The sequence below is a fragment of the Variovorax sp. V35 genome, from assembly GCF_041154465.1.
GTDB lineage: Bacteria > Pseudomonadota > Gammaproteobacteria > Burkholderiales > Burkholderiaceae_C > Variovorax > Variovorax boronicumulans.
The window spans coordinates 2,704,294-2,718,927 of sequence record NZ_AP028666.1; the positions used below are offsets into that span (position 1 = coordinate 2,704,294).

Below are 14,634 nucleotides of genomic sequence, written 5' to 3' on the forward strand. Positions count from 1 at the left end.
GTGCCTGCCCGTGCAAATGAAACAAAGTGCGTTTCCGGTGTCAAACTCGTGACATTCGCAGGCGGCGCAATCCGGCTGCCTGCCTGAGGTGATGCGGCCCGTCAGGGCCTGTGTCAGCACTTCGCCGGAGACCCCCATGATTCTTGTCAAGACGGAAGCCGGACAGCAGGTCCTCAAGGACCGCTCGGTGCCGTTGACGCCGCGCCAGCGCTCGGCCTTCATCCAGTTCGACGGCAAGCGCTCGATCGACGACGTGCTGGCCTCGGGCCTGGGCATCGGGCGCGAGGAGGTCGATCAGATGGTCGCGCTGGGCCTGCTGGCGCCTCTGGCCGGCCAGCCGCCAGCCGCGGCGCCCGCAGTTTCGGCAGCCCCGGCGCCTGCTGCACCTTCCGGCCGCAGCCGGCAGCAGCGCTACAAGGACGCGTACCCCATCGCCACCCAACTGACCGGCGGCCTGGGCCTGATGGGCTTCCGACTCAACCTCCAGGTCGAAGGCACGACCAGCTACGAAGACCTCCTGGCACTGGCACCCAAGATCCGCGCCGCCGTGGGCCCGGAGAAGGCCGCCGCCCTCGACAAGGCCCTCAACGACTGAGGTGCCTTGCCGGATTGCGGAACACAGGGCTATAATCGCCGGCTTTGCCTTGCCATACCGCGCCCGACGCTGCGGGTGGCTTTTCCTCTTCCACGGAAGAATCCACAAGGAGTGCCATGCGTCACTACGAAATCATCTTGCTCATCCACCCGGATCAGAGCGAACAAGTTCCGGCCATGCTGGAGCGTTACAAGGGCCTGATCACGGCCGGCGGTGGCAAGGTCCACCGCGTTGAAGACTGGGGCCGCCGTCAGCTGGCCTACCAGATCAACAAGCTCAACAAGGCCCACTACCTGTGCGTCAACATCGAAGCTGAACAAGCCGTGATGGGTGAACTGGAACACGCGTTCAAGTTCAACGATGCCGTGCTGCGTCACCTGACCGTTCAGAAGAAGAAGGCCGACACCGGTCCTTCGTCGATGATGAAGACGGTCGAGCGCGAAGAGGCCCGCAAGGCCCAGCAGGCCGAATACGCCGCCAACAACAACTGATGGCGTGACGGCTGCCGCTGCGGCGACCGGGGTCAACCAGCTTCTGCTGACCGCCTCTGTCGCCGAACTCGGAACCCTGCGATACACGCCAGCCGGCCTGCCCGCCCTCGATCTGAAGCTCGACCATGAGTCGACGCTCCAGGAGGCGGGAAAGCCCCGGCAGGTGAAGACGGCCCTCAAGGCCGTTGCGTTCGGCGCCATCGCCGAGCGGCTCGCAGCGCAGTCGATGGGAAGTCTCTGGCGATTCCAGGGGTTTCTCGCGACACCGGGCAACGGCAAGCATCCGGTCCTGCACATCCAGGATTTTCAGCAAGATTAATTTTCGACAAGAGGTCCCCCAATGGCCACGTTCAAGAAATTCAACAAAGACAAGCGCCCGAAGCGCAACACCCAGTCGCTGCTGTTCAAGCGCAAGCGCTTCTGCCGTTTCACCGTCGCTGGCGTCGAAGAAATCGACTACAAGGACATCGACACGCTGCGTGACTTCATCAGCGAAAACGGCAAGATCATCCCCGCACGCCTGACCGGCACGCGCGCGATCTACCAGCGTCAGCTGAACACCGCCATCAAGCGCGCGCGCTTCCTGGCCATGGTGCCGTACAGCGACCAGCACCGCGTCTAAGAAGGAGCACACACCATGCAAATCATTCTTCTGGACAAGGTTCTGAACGTCGGCGGCCTGGGCGACATCGTCAAGGTCAAGGACGGCTACGCACGCAACTTCCTGATCCCCTCGGGCCGCGCCCGTCGCGCCACCGCTGCCAACAAGGCCGAATTCGAAGCCAAGCGCGTCGAACTCGAAAAGGCTGCGGCCGCCAAGCTGGCCGAGTCGCAAGCCCAGGGCGAGAAGCTCGCCGGCTCGACCGTCAAGCTGACCCAAAAGGCTGGCGTGGACGGCCGTCTGTTCGGTTCGGTCACCAACGGCGACATCGCCGAAGAGCTGAACAAGCAGGGCTACAAGGTTGCCAAGTCGCAAGTGCGTCTGCCCAACGGCCCGATCAAGGTCGTTGGCGACAACACAGTGAGCGTCTCGCTGCACACCGACGTGGTCGTCGAGATCACCGTCACGGTCTACGGCGAAACCGCCTGATCGTTCGCAGCGCCCGGTGCGCTGACGCAAGAAAGCCGCCTTCGGGCGGCTTTTTCTTTTCTGCGCGCGAGTTGTCCACCTCGCCGCACCGGAAGTTCACTGTTTATTAACAACCTTGTCCACACACGCCGTGCCCTGCGCGGCTTAGCATGCAGGGTTGCAAGGGAAGTCCATGTCCGCCGTTTTCTCCTATGCCGACAATGATTCGTCGGCCGACCGCCAGATCGCGCAATTGCGCATTCCGCCTCACTCGATCGAGGCCGAATCCAGCGTGCTGGGGGGCTTGCTGCTGGACAACGGCGCCTGGGACCGCATGGGCGACCTGCTGGTCGACGGCGACTTCTACCGCCATGAGCACAAGCTGATCTACGCGGCCATCGGCGGGCTGATCAATGCCAGCAAGCCGGCCGACGTGATCACGGTCTTCGAGCAGCTGCAGAACCTGGGCAAGGCCGACGACATCGGCGGACTGGTCTACCTGAACTCGCTTGCGCAGTACGTGCCGAGTGCGAGCAACATCCGGCGCTACGCCGAGATCGTGCGCGAGCGCTCCATCCTGCGCAAGCTCGTGACCGCCGCCGACGAGATCGCTACCAACGCCTTCAATCCGCAGGGCAAGCCGGTCGACAAGATCCTGGACGAAGCCGAGCAGAAGATCTTCAACATCGGCGAAGAAGGCACGCGGATGAAGCAGGGCTTCCAGAGCATGGATTCCCTGGTGGTCGAACTGCTCGACCGCGTGACCGAGATGGCCGAGAACCCGAACGACATCACGGGCGTGCGCACGGGCTTCAACGACTTCGACAAGATGACCTCGGGCCTGCAGCCGGGCGACATGATCGTGCTGGCCGCGCGTCCCTCGATGGGCAAGACCTCGCTGGCGATCAACATCGCCGAGCACGTGGCGCTCGAAGAGGGGCTGCCGGTGGCGGTGTTCTCGATGGAAATGGGCGCCGCCCAGCTGGCGGTGCGTATCGTGGGTTCCATCGGCCGCATCGACCAGGGCCACCTGCGCACCGGCAAGCTCAGCGACGAGGAGTGGCCGCGCCTGACCGAGGCCATCGAGAAGCTGCGCACGGTGTCGCTGCACATCGACGAGACGCCGGGCCTCTCGTCCAGCGAACTGCGCGCCAACGCGCGCCGGCTGGCGCGCCAGTACGGGCGCCTGGGCCTGATCGTGGTCGACTACCTGCAGCTCATGTCCACCAGCAGCTCGGGCGACGAGAACCGCGCTACGGCCGTGGGCGAAATCTCGCGCGGCCTGAAGATGCTGGCCAAGGAACTGAAGTGCCCGGTGATCGCGCTGTCGCAGCTCAGCCGCGGCGTGGAAGCGCGTACCGACAAGCGCCCCATGATGAGCGACTTGCGCGAATCCGGCGCCATCGAGCAGGACGCGGACATCATCATGTTCATCTACCGCGACGACTACTACAACAAGGAGTCGAAGGAGCCGGGCGTGGCCGAGGTGATCATCAGCAAGCACCGGAACGGCCCCACAGGCACGGTCAAGCTGGCCTTCCTGAAGCCGATCACCAAGTTCGAGAACCTCGTCGGCTACAGCAACAACGACGAGTACTGACCGCAGGCCAGCTCGTCAGCCGGCATCGCTGCCGGGTTCGGACGTCGAGGCCGGCGGCTTCTGCTCCCACACCTTGTGGCGCTGTGCCTCGGCCTTCACCTGCCGCAGCAGGTCGGCCAGTGTCTTGCCCGGTTCGTCCTGGAAGCGCGTGGTGAGCACCTCCACGGCTTCCATGCGGTCGACCCGGAAGCCGCGGAAATCGTTGCGCAGCTCGCACCACGTCGAGAGCGTCCAGACCTTGCCCCAGTAGAAGCAGCCCAGCGGCCGCACCGTGCGCTCGCTGGCGTCGCCCGAGACATCGCGGTAGTGCAGGCGCAGCTTCTGATGGGCCTGCACGGCCTCGCGCAGCGTCTGCAGCCGGGTGCGCAGGGCGTCGTCGAGGCCGAGCGCGGGCGCATACAACGCCAGTGCCTCGGCCGACACGCGCGCCGCCGGTGGCAGCACCGACAGGATCTTGCCCAGGCCGGTCTCGATGTTGCGCGCCATCGCCGGATCGACCCAGCTCTGGGTCATGCGTGCGGCGGCCACGAGCGCCGACGCCTCGTCCTGCGTGAACATCAACGGTGGCAACTCGAAGCCGGCGCCGAGGCGGTAGCCGACGCCGGCCTCGCCCTCGATCGGCACGCCCTGGTGCTGCAGGTCGGCCACGTCGCGGTACACCGTGCGCTCCGAGACCTCCAGGCGTTGCGCCAGGAAGGCGGCCGTGGTGAGCCGGCGGCCGCGGATGAGCTGCACAAGCTGGAAGAGGCGGTCGGCGCGGCGCATCAACGCGTTCCGACGAGCTTCCTGGCGAAGTCCTCGACAAAGTAGCGCTTGCCGCGCTGGACCACTGTGTGGCCTTCGGCCTCGAGGCGCGACATCTGGGCCTCGATGCCGCCCGGGTACTTCGGGTTGAGCTCGCCGCCGATCTTGAGCGTGCGCCAGTACGGTGTGCCTGGCGTGCGACCGGCGCCCGTCGTCATGGCTTCCTCGGTGGCGTGGGCCACCATGTGGGCGAAGATGGCCGTGGTCACGGTGCAGCCGATGGTGGCCTGGTGGCGCGCCGCGATGTCTTCGCCGATGCCGAGCACGGTCGCGAGCCGGCCTTCGGGCACGCCGCGCATGGCCTCCTCGACTTCGGCGGGCGAGGGCGTGGCGATGGTGCCTTCGCCATGCCGCGCGCGCATGGCCGGGGGAATGGCCTTCACGTTCGGCAGGTTCGGGTAGCCGGCCAGCCTGTCGCGCCAGCCCTTGCGTGTGCTCATGAGACTCCGATGTGGATCGCCACTGCGTCCGGCCCCTCGTAGGCTTCGAAATCGCTGCGGTAGCGGCGAACGATTTCCGGGTGCGCCTCGAAATACTGCCAGATGCGCTGCCAGGTGGCGATCACCATCTGCGGCATCTCGCCGCGACCGGTGAACACGAGGTAGTCGCCGGCTTCGATGGCGACGCTGTTGGCGCCATCCGAGACGGCGACGCCAGCCGTCATGTCGAAGGCGCCGTGCGCGTCCGATTCGTAGGCGGAGTAGACGCTGAAGATGCGCGTGTCGCTGGTGCGGTGCGGCGTCGACTCGTAGGTCTGTTCGCCGAAGAAGCGGTTCCACAGCGCGCCGATGCGTGCGGTGGCGGGGTCGATCTCTTCGCGGTTGGTGGTGCGTACCGTGAGGCCGCAGACGCGGAAGGCGTCGTGGTGTTGGCGGATGGGGTCCATGCGTTTTTTCTCCGGAAGTGGCGGATGAGGAGGGCGAAAGCGCTCAAAACAGGAGCGCCTTCGGTTCGGCCTTCATCGTCTGCGCGATCAGTTTCATGTCGATGTCGGTGATGTCGAACAGGCCGAAGCGGAACTTGTAGCCCCATTGCTTCGGGGTTTCGATGAAGGCGAGGCGTTCGATCAGCGGGGCGATGGGCGCCTCGTGCGCGGCGACGTAGGCCACGTCGCGACGCCACGGGACGAAGCCGTTGCCCATGTCGAACTCATACGGATCGCCCGGCTGCACGATGCCCAGCGCCACGAAGCTTTGCAGCTTGTCCGTGCCGCCGAACACCGTGGCCGGCGCGTAGTAGGCCACGCGATCGCCCGCCGCCACGCGCTTGAGCGGCGCGAGCTTGCCGTGGCCCACCTGCATGAACCCGAGCGGCCGGTGGTCCCGGCCGCGCCGGGCGTGCTCGGCACTGGCGACCGCAATCCAGTTGCGTTGTGCCATGGTGTCTCAGGCGGGGGCGTGCAGGCCGACTTCGTTGCCTTCGGTGTCGCGCAGGTGGGCGATGAAGCCCATGCCCGGCGGCAGCGCCGACTTGGGGGCCACGATCTGCCCGCCGGCCGCTTCGACGCGCGAGAGCACGGCATCGATGCTGGGCATGCAGTCGAGGTACACGCGGATGCCGCTGCCCGCCTGCGCACTGGTGTTGGCGCCGGGCTTCAGCGCGCCGCCGGTGGCGGGGTCATCGTAGGGAAACACGGCCAGCGGGTTGCCGCCGAAGTCTTCGCGGCGCAGCTTGCGCGCGAGCACGGTTTCGTAGAAGGCCTGGGCGCGGTCCAGGTTGGCGACCGGAATCTCGAACCAGGTGATGGCATGGGTGGTCATGAAGAGCTCTCTTTCGTTCGTTGCGTTGGAAGGAGCCTGGATGGTGCGAGCCGCCTCCTGACAACGTCTTGTCAGTAGCCTGTCATGGCGGGCGAAAAAAAAGCCCGCGATGCTCCGGGAGCATGCGCGGGCTTGGGTCGGTCGGTGCCGATGGATTTACAGCACGTCGCTTGCGAAGTCGGCCAGGCGCGAGCGTTCGCCGCGCGCCAGTGTGATGTGCCCGCCGTGCGGCCAGCCCTTGAACTTGTCGACCGCGAAGGTGAGGCCCGACGAGCCTTCGGTGAGGTAGGGCGTGTCGATCTGCGCGAGGTTGCCCATGCAGATGATCTTCGTGCCGGGGCCGGCACGGGTGATCAGCGTCTTCATCTGCTTGGGCGTGAGGTTCTGCGCCTCGTCGATGATCACGTACTTGTTCAGGAAGGTCCGTCCGCGCATGAAGTTCATGCTCTTGACCTTGATGCGGCTGCGGATCAGCTCGTTGGTGGCCGCGCGGCCCCACTCGCCGGCACCGCCGCCGTCGCCCTTGGCCAGGAATTCGAGGTTGTCGTCGAGTGCGCCCATCCAGGGGCCCATCTTTTCTTCCTCGGTGCCGGGCAGGAAGCCGATGTCTTCACCGACGCTCACGGTGGCGCGGGTCATGATGATCTCGGTGTAGCGGCGGTCGTCGAGCACCTGCGTGAGGCCGGAGGCCAGTGCCATGAGTGTCTTGCCGGTGCCGGCGGTGCCGGTCAGCGTGACGAAGTCGATCTCGGGGTCCATCAGCAGGTTCATCGCGAAGTTCTGCTCGCGGTTGCGCGTGTTCACGCCCCACACCGCGTTCTTGCCCGAGCTGTAGTCCTTGAGCGTCTTGAGCACCGCGGTCTTGTCGCGGATTTCGGTGACGCGCGCGTACATGCTCGGTTCGCCGGGCGCCTCGAAGAAGACGAACTGGTTGATGTACAGGTTGGGCACCAGCGGACCGCTGATCCGGTAGAAGGTGTTGCTGCCGCTTTGCCAGCTTTCGACCGTCTTGCTCTGGCGGGTCCAGAAATCGGGCGGGAGTGCGAGCGAACCGGCGTAGAGCAGGTCGCCGTCTTCCAGCGTCTTGTCGTTCTGGTAGTCGTCGGCGGCCAGGCCCAGGGCGCGCGCCTTGACGCGCATGTTGATGTCCTTGGACACCAGCACCACTTCCTGCTTCGGCTTGCCCGGGCGGTCCTTGGCGTACTCGTCGCGCAGCGCGTGCACCACGCCCAGGATCTGGTTGTCGGCCTTGCCCTGGGGCAGGCTGATCGGCAGCGAGTAGTCGAGCGGGGCGGTCTGGAAGAAGAGGCGCCCGCCGGCTTCGCGGTGGCCGGTGGTGTCCAGCTTCAGGCCCTTGTCGATGTCGGCGTCCTGCGCGGCGGCCAGCGCATCGAGCGTGCGGCTGGTCTGGCGGCCGTTGCGCGCGACTTCGGTCGTGCCCTTCTTGTGGCCGTCGAGCTCTTCCAGCACGATCATCGGCAGGAAGATGTCGTGCTCCTCGAAGCGGAACAGGCACATCGGGTCGTGCAGCAGCACGTTCGTGTCGAGCACGAACAGCTTGGCGGGGCCCGTGGACTTGCGCTTGGGGCGTGCCGGGGCCTGCTGAGGTGCCGCGACGGGCGTGGCGGCGGCCGGGGCGGGCGTGGGTACGCGCGTCTCGACCTGCACCATCGCGGGTTGCTGCTGCTGCGGTGCGCTCACCGGTACCGACGTGGGCGCCGGGGCGGGTGCAGCCTTGGTTTTCGCGCGGCGTGCCGGGCGGGCGACAGGCGCATCGCCGCCGCCGCCTTCCGTGCCGAGGTTGTCGAACAGCTCCAGCGGCTGCGGTCCGCTCTTGGCGGGGGCGTCGTCGCGCGAATCGCCGGAACGGCGCGAGTTTCTGTGCGAGGGACGGGCGGGTGCGTCGATCGCGTCCGGCGAGAGCAATGCGGCGCGTTTCGTGGGGGCGGGAGGCAATGGCATGGGTCAGGTCGCTCGCAAGGAAGAAAGAGGAGGGCCGGAAAACGAAAAAGCCGCCTGTAGACCCAGGCGGCTTCGTTCGGAGGATGCGGTCGTGGAGCTCAACGGCATGAGGCCATTATGCACACCGCAAAAGACGCACCAGAGGCTCCTTGCACACCGCGTGGGGCAATTCCCACGACTTGATGCAAAAGCGCACGCCCGGTGCCTTGCGGCGCGATCAGGCGGCCTTCTTGAGTGCCTTGACGGCCTTGAGCACGTCTTCGACATGGCCCGGAACCTTGAGCCCGCGCCATTCGGCCTTCAGGATGCCGTCGGCGCCGATCAGGAAGGTGCTGCGCTCGATGCCCTTGACCTTCTTGCCGTACATGATCTTGTTCTTGACCACGCCGAACATGTGGCACATTTTTTCTTCGGTGTCGGCAATCAGTTCGAAGGGGAGTTCGAGCTTGGCCTTGAATTCGTCGTGCGACTTCATGTTGTCGCGCGAGACGCCGAAGACCGTGGCACCGGCTTTTTCGAAGTCTTTGTAGTGGTCGCGGAACTGCATCGCTTCGGTCGTGCAACCCGGAGTGTTATCTTTCGGGTAAAAATACATGACCATGACGTGGCCGAGGTGCGAGGTGTTCGAAACCTTGATGCCGCCCGTGGCGTTGGCGTCGAATTCAGGAATGGGTTTGTTGACAACGATCGCCATGAAACTTGTTTTCTCCGTTAGATTCCGTTCTCCGAGCCCTCTCAGCCTTTTTCGGGCTTGCTCGATGAACGGAGGATTGGTCGTTGCTAACTTGGGGTAGCTGGCCGGTTCGCAACCCGGTATTTTACCTCGAAAACCCCCCTCTCAGCCACCCGCCGGGCTCTCGACGAGCAGGGCGGCGATGACGTGCCGGCCTTCGCCGGCCAGGATGTTGTAGGTGCGGCAGGCTGCCGGGGTGTCCATGGTCTCCACGCCGGTGCGTTGCGCCATCAGGGGTTGCAGCCAGGCCGGCTGGGGAAATCGGATGCGGTTGCCGCTGCCGAAAATGACCAATTCGGCGCCCAACGAGGCCAATTGCGCGAATTGTTCGGGGCCCAGCTGGTCGAAACGCGTGCAATCCCAGGCAAAGCGTTCGCCACGCGAACCCACGACCACGCTGCCCTCCACCTTTTCGTTGTTGATCGCGACCCAGCCGGGGCCGTGTGCGGTGAGGGTCTGGACGTCGGATTTGTCGGGCTGGAGCTTCATCGGGGCACTGGGAACTGTGGTCAAATTATAGGTTTTCCCTAGTGACACGAGGCCCGCAGGGGCCTTTGACCTTCGAGTAAACCCGCCCGGGAGGGCCCCTTTGAAGCAGCTCAAGAAATCGGCCAAGCTGGCCAACGTCCTCTATGACATCCGCGGTCCCATCATGGACGCCGCCAAGCAGATGGAGGAAGAAGGCCAGAAGATCATCAAGCTCAACATCGGCAACCTCGCCGTGTTCGGCTTCGATGCGCCTGAGGAGATCCAGCAGGACATGATCCGCAACCTGCCGACCTCGGCGGGCTACTCGGACAGCAAGGGCGTTTTCGCGGCGCGCAAGGCCGTGATGCACGAGACCCAGAAGCAGGGCATCGCGGGCGTCACGCTCGACGACATCTACCTGGGCAACGGCGCCAGCGAGCTGATCGCCATGTCCACCAACGCGCTGCTCAACGACGGCGACGAGCTGCTGCTGCCGGCCCCCGACTACCCGCTGTGGACCGCCTCCACGAGCCTGTCGGGCGGCACGCCGGTGCACTACCTGTGCGACGAGGACAACGGCTGGATGCCGAACCTGGCTGACATCCGCGCCAAGATCACGCCCCGCACCAAGGGCATCGTGGTCATCAACCCGAACAACCCGACCGGCGCGCTCTATTCCGACGAGCTGCTCAAGAGCCTCGTCGAGATCGCCCGCGAGCACGGACTCGTGATCTTCGCCGACGAGGTCTACGACAAGGTGCTGTACGACGGCGTGAAGCACACGGCCATCGCCAGCCTGTCGACCGACGTGCTCACGCTGACCTTCAATTCGTTGTCCAAGAGCTACCGCTCGTGCGGCTACCGTGCCGGCTGGCTCGTGGTGTCGGGCGACAAGCGCAGCGCCCGCGACTACATCGAGGGCCTGAACATGCTCTCGAACATGCGCCTGTGCGCCAACGTGCCGGGCCAATGGGCGATCCAGACGGCGCTCGGCGGCTACCAGAGCATCAACGACCTCGTGTGCGAGGGCGGGCGCCTGCGCCGCCAGCGCGACCTGGCCTACGAGCTGATCACCGCTATTCCCGGCGTGAGCTGCGTCAAGCCCAGCGCTGCGCTCTACATGTTCCCCAAGCTCGACCCCGCGGTCTATCCGATCGCGGACGACCGCCAGTTCTTCCTCGAGCTGCTGAAGGAAACCCGTGTGATGCTGGTGCAGGGCACCGGCTTCAACTGGGCCACGCCGGACCACTTCCGCATCGTGTTCCTGCCCCATGAAGACGACTTGCGCGAGGCCATCAACCGCATCGCCAAGTTCCTGGAGCAGTACCGGTTGCGTCGCAAGACGGGACCATGAAATCCGCCTGCGTCGCTGCCGCGCTGCTGCTGGGCGCACTGTCTGTCGGCGCGGCCGGGAAGAAAGAGCCGGTCTCGTTCTCGCACAACGACTGGGAGCTGGTCTGCGACAACACGCTGACCTGCCGCGCCGCCGGCTACCAGGCGGACAGCGGGGAGTACCAGCAGGTGTCGATGCTGATCACCCGCGTGGCCGGGCCGAACACGGCCCTCGATATTCAACTGCAGATCGGCGATGACGGCAGTGCCAAGGGGCCGCTGCGCTTCAAGGTCGGCAAGGCCGCCTTGTCCGGCCTCGACGCGGGAACCGCCAGCTTCGACCAGGGCCAGATCCGCGCCGTGCTGCCCGAGCTGCTCAAGAGCGACGACGCCACCGTCACGGCCAACGGCGGCAAGAAGTGGACGCTGTCGCTCGCCGGCCTCAACGCCGTGCTGCTGAAAATGGACGAAACGCAAGGCCGCGTCGGCACCCCGGGTGCGCTGGTGCGCAAGGGCGCCAAGCCCGAATCTTCCGTGCTGCCGCCGGTGCCCATGCCCGTCGTCCAGGTGGTCAAGCCGCCGAAGGCGCGGCCTGGCGACGACGCGCTAGCCGCGCGCATCTTTCCGTCGCTCGACCTCAAAGACGCGCGCGAGCGGTGCAACAACCAGGACCAGGTCAACGCCAGGTCGGTGGAGGTTCACCGCCTGAGCGACCGCAAGGTGCTTCTGGCGCTGGGCTGCGGCGTGGGCGCGTACAACTACACCACGCTGCTCTGGACCGCCAACGACAAGCCGCCCTATGCGCCCGTGTCGCTCGAGGCGAGCGGCGAGTTCGACGACAAGGACGCCAGCGTCACCTCTTCCATGAAGGGCCGCGGCATCGGCGACTGCTGGTCGAGCGAAACCTGGCACTTCAACGGCACGACCTTCGTGCGCACCGGTGCGAACGGCGACGGCATGTGCCGCGGCTTTGCGGGCGGCGCCTGGAGCCTGCCGCGCTACGTCAGCCGCCTCGTGGACGCCGCAGCACCGTCTCTCACCCCATCCAAACCATGAACGCGACCCCTCCCATGAAATCCATCCAAGTAGGCCTGCTCGGTGCAGGCACGGTCGGCAGCGGCACCTTCAAGGTGCTCCAGCGCAATCAGGAAGAAATCAAGCGCCGCGCCGGCCGCGGCATCGAGATCACCATGGTGGCCGACCTCGACACCGCCCGTGCCCGCGAAGTGGCCGGCGAAGGCGTGAAGGTGGTCGCCGATGCGCGCGAAGTCATCGCCAACCCCGACATCGACATCGTCATCGAGCTCATCGGCGGCTACGGCATTGCCAAGCAGCTCGTGCTCGAAGCCATCGCAGCCGGCAAGCACGTGGTCACGGCCAACAAGGCGCTGCTCGCCGTGCACGGCACCGAGATCTTCGCGGCCGCGCATGCCAAGGGCGTGATGGTGGCCTTCGAGGCCGCGGTGGCCGGCGGCATCCCGATCATCAAGGCGCTGCGCGAAGGCCTCACGGCCAACAGCATCCAGTGGCTGGCCGGCATCATCAACGGCACCACCAACTTCATCCTGTCCGAGATGCGCGACAAGGGCCTGGACTTCGCCACCGTGCTGAAGGAAGCCCAGCGCCTGGGCTACGCCGAAGCCGACCCCACCTTCGACATCGAAGGCGTCGACGCCGCGCACAAGGTCACGCTGATGAGCGCCATCGCCTTCGGCATTCCCGTGCAATTCGACAAGGCCCACGTCGAAGGCATCACCAAGCTCGCCGCACAGGACATCAAGTACGCCGAACAGCTCGGCTACCGCATCAAGCTGCTGGGCGTGACCAAGCGCACCGCCCAGGGCATCGAGCTGCGCGTGCACCCGTCGCTCGTGCCGTCCAAGCGCCTGCTGGCGAACGTCGAGGGCGCCATGAACGCCGTGGTCGTGCACGGCGACGCCGTCGGCACCACGCTGTACTACGGCAAGGGTGCCGGCAGCGAGCCGACCGCCAGCGCCGTCATTGCCGACCTGGTCGACATCACGCGCCTGCACACCGCCGACGCCGCGCACCGCGTGCCGCACCTGGCTTTCCACCCCGACGCGATGAGCGACCTGAAGGTGCTGCCGATGGCCGAGGTCGTCACCAGCTACTACCTGCGCCTGCGCGTGGCCGACCAGGCCGGCGTGCTCGCCAAGGTGACGGGCCTGCTGGCCACCGCCGGCATCAGCATCGACGCGGTGCTGCAGCGCGAAGCCGACGAAGTGGGCGGCGAGGGGTCGACGCAGACCGACCTCATCATCCTCACGCACGACGCGCGCGAAGGCACCGTCGACGACGTCATGGCCGAGCTGCAGGCGCTGCCGACCGTGCTCGAGCCCATCGTGCGCATCCGCAAGGAAGAGTTGAAGTGAACTACCTCAGCACCCGCGGCCACGCCGACCGCAAGCGCTTCTGCGAAATCCTCCTTGAAGGCCTGGCGCCCGATGGCGGCCTGTACCTGCCGGAAACGTACCCGCAGGTCGACACCGCCACGCTCGCCAAATGGCGCACGCTGCCCTACGCCGAGCTGGCCTTCGAAATCCTGTCGCTGTACATCGACGACATTCCTGCACCCGACCTGAAGGCGATCTGCGCGAAGACCTACACGGCGGAAGTGTTCGGCACCGACGAGATCGTGCCGCTGCGCGAGCTCGAAGATGGCGTGTACCTCGAAGCCCTGTCCAATGGCCCCACGCTGGCCTTCAAGGACATGGCGATGCAGCTCTTGGGCAACCTGTTCGAGTACGAACTGGCCCGCCGCGGCGCCGAGCTCAACATCCTGGGCGCCACCAGCGGCGACACGGGCAGCGCGGCCGAGTACGCCATGCGCGGCAAGAAGGGCGTGCGCGTCTTCATGACCTCGCCAGACGGGCGCATGAGCCCGTTCCAGCAGGCGCAGATGTTCAGCCTGCAGGACGCCAACATCCACAACATCGCCATCACCGGCGTGTTCGACGACTGCCAGGACATCGTCAAGGCGGTGTCGAACGACCTGGGCTTCAAGCGCAAGTACCGCATCGGCACGGTCAACTCGATCAACTGGGCGCGCCTGCTGGCGCAGGTCGTCTACTACTTCGCGGGCTACTTCCAGGCCACGGCGAGCAACGACAAGCCCGTGAGCTTCACGGTGCCCTCGGGCAACTTCGGCAACGTCTGCGCGGGCCATGTGGCACGCATGATGGGCCTGCCGATCCAGACGCTGGTGGTCGCCACCAACGAGAACGACGTGCTCGACGAGTTCTTCCGCACCGGCGTGTACCGCGTGCGCGCGGCGGTCGACACGCACGAAACCTCCAGCCCGTCGATGGACATCAGCAAGGCCAGCAACTTCGAGCGCTTCGTGTTCGACCTGGTCGGCCGCGACGCGGCCCGCCTGCGCCAGCTGTTCGTGGACGACCTGGGCCTGACGGGCAGCTTCGACCTGAGCGCCGACCCGGCGTTCAAGCAGGCTGCCGAGCGCTTCGGCTTTCGCAGCGGCCGCAGCACGCACGCCGACCGGCTCGCGATGATCCGCGACACCGAGAAGCGCTTCGCCACGCTGATCGACCCGCACACCGCCGACGGCCTCAAGGCCGCGCGAGAGCAGCTCACGCCCGGCGTGCCGATGGTGGTGCTCGAGACTGCGCTGCCGATCAAGTTCGCGGCCACGGTGGTCGAGGCGCTGGGCGAGGAGCCCGCGCGCCCGAAGAAGTTCGAAGGCATCGAAGCCTTGCCCAAGCGCGTGGTCCAGCTGCCGGCCGATGCCGAGGCCGTCAAGGCCTACATCGCCCAGCACTGCGACTGACCGGGGCGTCCGCGG

18 protein-coding genes are annotated in these 14,634 nt (G+C 66.0%); 10 read left to right on the top strand and 8 right to left on the bottom strand.

What is annotated here, in order from left to right; translation table 11 throughout:
• The first annotated feature begins 136 nt into the window (after positions 1 to 136).
• From ACAM42_RS12480 to dnaB, 6 genes are all read left to right on the top strand, one after another.
• Positions 137 to 595 (top strand): hypothetical protein, encoded by a 459-nt coding sequence (locus ACAM42_RS12480; protein WP_369632187.1) that lies wholly within the window; start codon positions 137 to 139, stop codon positions 593 to 595.
• A 116-nt stretch (positions 596 to 711) separates the two neighbouring features.
• Complete coding sequence (gene rpsF / locus ACAM42_RS12485) at positions 712 to 1,086, top strand: 30S ribosomal protein S6 (protein ID WP_062473016.1); 375 nt, start codon at positions 712 to 714, stop codon at positions 1,084 to 1,086.
• A 4-nt stretch (positions 1,087 to 1,090) separates the two neighbouring features.
• Positions 1,091 to 1,405, top strand: a complete 315-nt coding sequence (gene priB, locus ACAM42_RS12490) for a primosomal replication protein N (protein ID WP_062473014.1) — start codon at positions 1,091 to 1,093, stop codon at positions 1,403 to 1,405.
• A 21-nt stretch (positions 1,406 to 1,426) separates the two neighbouring features.
• A complete protein-coding gene (rpsR, locus tag ACAM42_RS12495) occupies positions 1,427 to 1,708 on the top strand; it encodes a 30S ribosomal protein S18 (RefSeq protein ID WP_007830781.1) in 282 nt (93 codons plus the stop codon).
• 15 nt (positions 1,709 to 1,723) lie between these two features.
• Positions 1,724 to 2,176, top strand: coding sequence for a 50S ribosomal protein L9 (rplI, locus tag ACAM42_RS12500; RefSeq protein ID WP_056583114.1), 453 nt, complete (start codon positions 1,724 to 1,726; stop codon positions 2,174 to 2,176).
• A 172-nt stretch (positions 2,177 to 2,348) separates the two neighbouring features.
• The gene (gene dnaB / locus ACAM42_RS12505; protein WP_062473012.1) at positions 2,349 to 3,755 is read left to right on the top strand and encodes a replicative DNA helicase; all 1,407 of its coding nucleotides are present in this window, start codon (positions 2,349 to 2,351) and stop codon (positions 3,753 to 3,755) included.
• Positions 3,756 to 3,770: 15 nt separating this feature from the next.
• Here the strand turns inward: dnaB and ACAM42_RS12510 are convergent, their stop codons facing one another.
• The 8 genes from ACAM42_RS12510 to ACAM42_RS12545 all read right to left on the bottom strand — a co-directional run bounded on the left by ACAM42_RS12510 (position 3,771) and on the right by ACAM42_RS12545 (position 9,503).
• Positions 3,771 to 4,520 (bottom strand): YafY family protein, encoded by a 750-nt coding sequence (locus ACAM42_RS12510; protein WP_070059603.1) that lies wholly within the window; start codon positions 4,518 to 4,520, stop codon positions 3,771 to 3,773.
• Positions 4,520 to 4,999, bottom strand: a complete 480-nt coding sequence (locus ACAM42_RS12515) for an MGMT family protein (RefSeq protein WP_095744698.1) — start codon at positions 4,997 to 4,999, stop codon at positions 4,520 to 4,522. Before ACAM42_RS12515 ends, ACAM42_RS12510 begins: the two co-directional genes overlap by 1 nt.
• Positions 4,996 to 5,445, bottom strand: a complete 450-nt coding sequence (locus ACAM42_RS12520) for a GyrI-like domain-containing protein (protein WP_139706139.1) — start codon at positions 5,443 to 5,445, stop codon at positions 4,996 to 4,998. Before ACAM42_RS12520 ends, ACAM42_RS12515 begins: the two co-directional genes overlap by 4 nt.
• 43 nt (positions 5,446 to 5,488) lie before the next feature.
• A complete protein-coding gene (locus tag ACAM42_RS12525) occupies positions 5,489 to 5,938 on the bottom strand; it encodes an EVE domain-containing protein (RefSeq protein WP_070059600.1) in 450 nt (149 codons plus the stop codon).
• Between the two features lie 6 nt (positions 5,939 to 5,944).
• Positions 5,945 to 6,319: a VOC family protein gene (locus ACAM42_RS12530; protein WP_062473002.1), complete on the bottom strand. Its 375-nt coding sequence runs from the start codon at positions 6,317 to 6,319 to the stop codon at positions 5,945 to 5,947.
• Positions 6,320 to 6,475: 156 nt separating this feature from the next.
• Positions 6,476 to 8,281 (bottom strand): PhoH family protein, encoded by a 1,806-nt coding sequence (locus ACAM42_RS12535; RefSeq protein WP_369632188.1) that lies wholly within the window; start codon positions 8,279 to 8,281, stop codon positions 6,476 to 6,478.
• A gap of 217 nt (positions 8,282 to 8,498) precedes the next feature.
• Positions 8,499 to 8,975 (bottom strand): peroxiredoxin, encoded by a 477-nt coding sequence (locus tag ACAM42_RS12540; RefSeq protein ID WP_062472998.1) that lies wholly within the window; start codon positions 8,973 to 8,975, stop codon positions 8,499 to 8,501.
• A 144-nt stretch (positions 8,976 to 9,119) separates the two neighbouring features.
• Entirely contained in the window at positions 9,120 to 9,503 is a 384-nt protein-coding gene (locus tag ACAM42_RS12545) for an Mth938-like domain-containing protein (protein ID WP_062472996.1), read from the bottom strand.
• A gap of 100 nt (positions 9,504 to 9,603) precedes the next feature.
• Between ACAM42_RS12545 and ACAM42_RS12550 the strand changes: the two genes are divergently transcribed.
• The 4 genes from ACAM42_RS12550 to thrC are packed head-to-tail and all read left to right on the top strand — an operon-like array spanning position 9,604 to position 14,619.
• Positions 9,604 to 10,836, top strand: a complete 1,233-nt coding sequence (locus ACAM42_RS12550) for a pyridoxal phosphate-dependent aminotransferase (RefSeq protein ID WP_062472994.1) — start codon at positions 9,604 to 9,606, stop codon at positions 10,834 to 10,836.
• Positions 10,833 to 11,870 (top strand): DUF1176 domain-containing protein, encoded by a 1,038-nt coding sequence (locus ACAM42_RS12555; protein ID WP_369632189.1) that lies wholly within the window; start codon positions 10,833 to 10,835, stop codon positions 11,868 to 11,870. The genes ACAM42_RS12550 and ACAM42_RS12555 overlap by 4 nt, the downstream gene beginning before the upstream one ends.
• Before the next feature lie 14 nt (positions 11,871 to 11,884).
• Complete coding sequence (locus tag ACAM42_RS12560) at positions 11,885 to 13,207, top strand: homoserine dehydrogenase (RefSeq protein ID WP_369632190.1); 1,323 nt, start codon at positions 11,885 to 11,887, stop codon at positions 13,205 to 13,207.
• Positions 13,204 to 14,619, top strand: a complete 1,416-nt coding sequence (thrC, locus tag ACAM42_RS12565; protein ID WP_369632191.1) for a threonine synthase — start codon at positions 13,204 to 13,206, stop codon at positions 14,617 to 14,619. The genes ACAM42_RS12560 and thrC overlap by 4 nt, the downstream gene beginning before the upstream one ends.
• Positions 14,620 to 14,634 lie beyond the last annotated feature (15 nt).

Coding starts and splice junctions, on each gene's coding strand:
- ACAM42_RS12545 (WP_062472996.1), bottom strand. CDS start 9,503: ATGAAGCTCCAGCCCGACAAATCCGACGTCCAGACCCTCACCGCACAC.
- ACAM42_RS12560 (WP_369632190.1), top strand. CDS start 11,885: ATGAAATCCATCCAAGTAGGCCTGCTCGGTGCAGGCACGGTCGGCAGC.
- rplI (WP_056583114.1), top strand. CDS start 1,724: ATGCAAATCATTCTTCTGGACAAGGTTCTGAACGTCGGCGGCCTGGGC.
- ACAM42_RS12540 (WP_062472998.1), bottom strand. CDS start 8,975: ATGGCGATCGTTGTCAACAAACCCATTCCTGAATTCGACGCCAACGCC.
- ACAM42_RS12535 (WP_369632188.1), bottom strand. CDS start 8,281: ATGCCATTGCCTCCCGCCCCCACGAAACGCGCCGCATTGCTCTCGCCG.
- dnaB (WP_062473012.1), top strand. CDS start 2,349: ATGTCCGCCGTTTTCTCCTATGCCGACAATGATTCGTCGGCCGACCGC.
- ACAM42_RS12510 (WP_070059603.1), bottom strand. CDS start 4,520: ATGCGCCGCGCCGACCGCCTCTTCCAGCTTGTGCAGCTCATCCGCGGC.
- ACAM42_RS12520 (WP_139706139.1), bottom strand. CDS start 5,445: ATGGACCCCATCCGCCAACACCACGACGCCTTCCGCGTCTGCGGCCTC.
- ACAM42_RS12530 (WP_062473002.1), bottom strand. CDS start 6,319: ATGACCACCCATGCCATCACCTGGTTCGAGATTCCGGTCGCCAACCTG.
- ACAM42_RS12555 (WP_369632189.1), top strand. CDS start 10,833: ATGAAATCCGCCTGCGTCGCTGCCGCGCTGCTGCTGGGCGCACTGTCT.
- ACAM42_RS12480 (WP_369632187.1), top strand. CDS start 137: ATGATTCTTGTCAAGACGGAAGCCGGACAGCAGGTCCTCAAGGACCGC.
- ACAM42_RS12525 (WP_070059600.1), bottom strand. CDS start 5,938: ATGGCACAACGCAACTGGATTGCGGTCGCCAGTGCCGAGCACGCCCGG.
- rpsR (WP_007830781.1), top strand. CDS start 1,427: ATGGCCACGTTCAAGAAATTCAACAAAGACAAGCGCCCGAAGCGCAAC.
- rpsF (WP_062473016.1), top strand. CDS start 712: ATGCGTCACTACGAAATCATCTTGCTCATCCACCCGGATCAGAGCGAA.
- ACAM42_RS12515 (WP_095744698.1), bottom strand. CDS start 4,999: ATGAGCACACGCAAGGGCTGGCGCGACAGGCTGGCCGGCTACCCGAAC.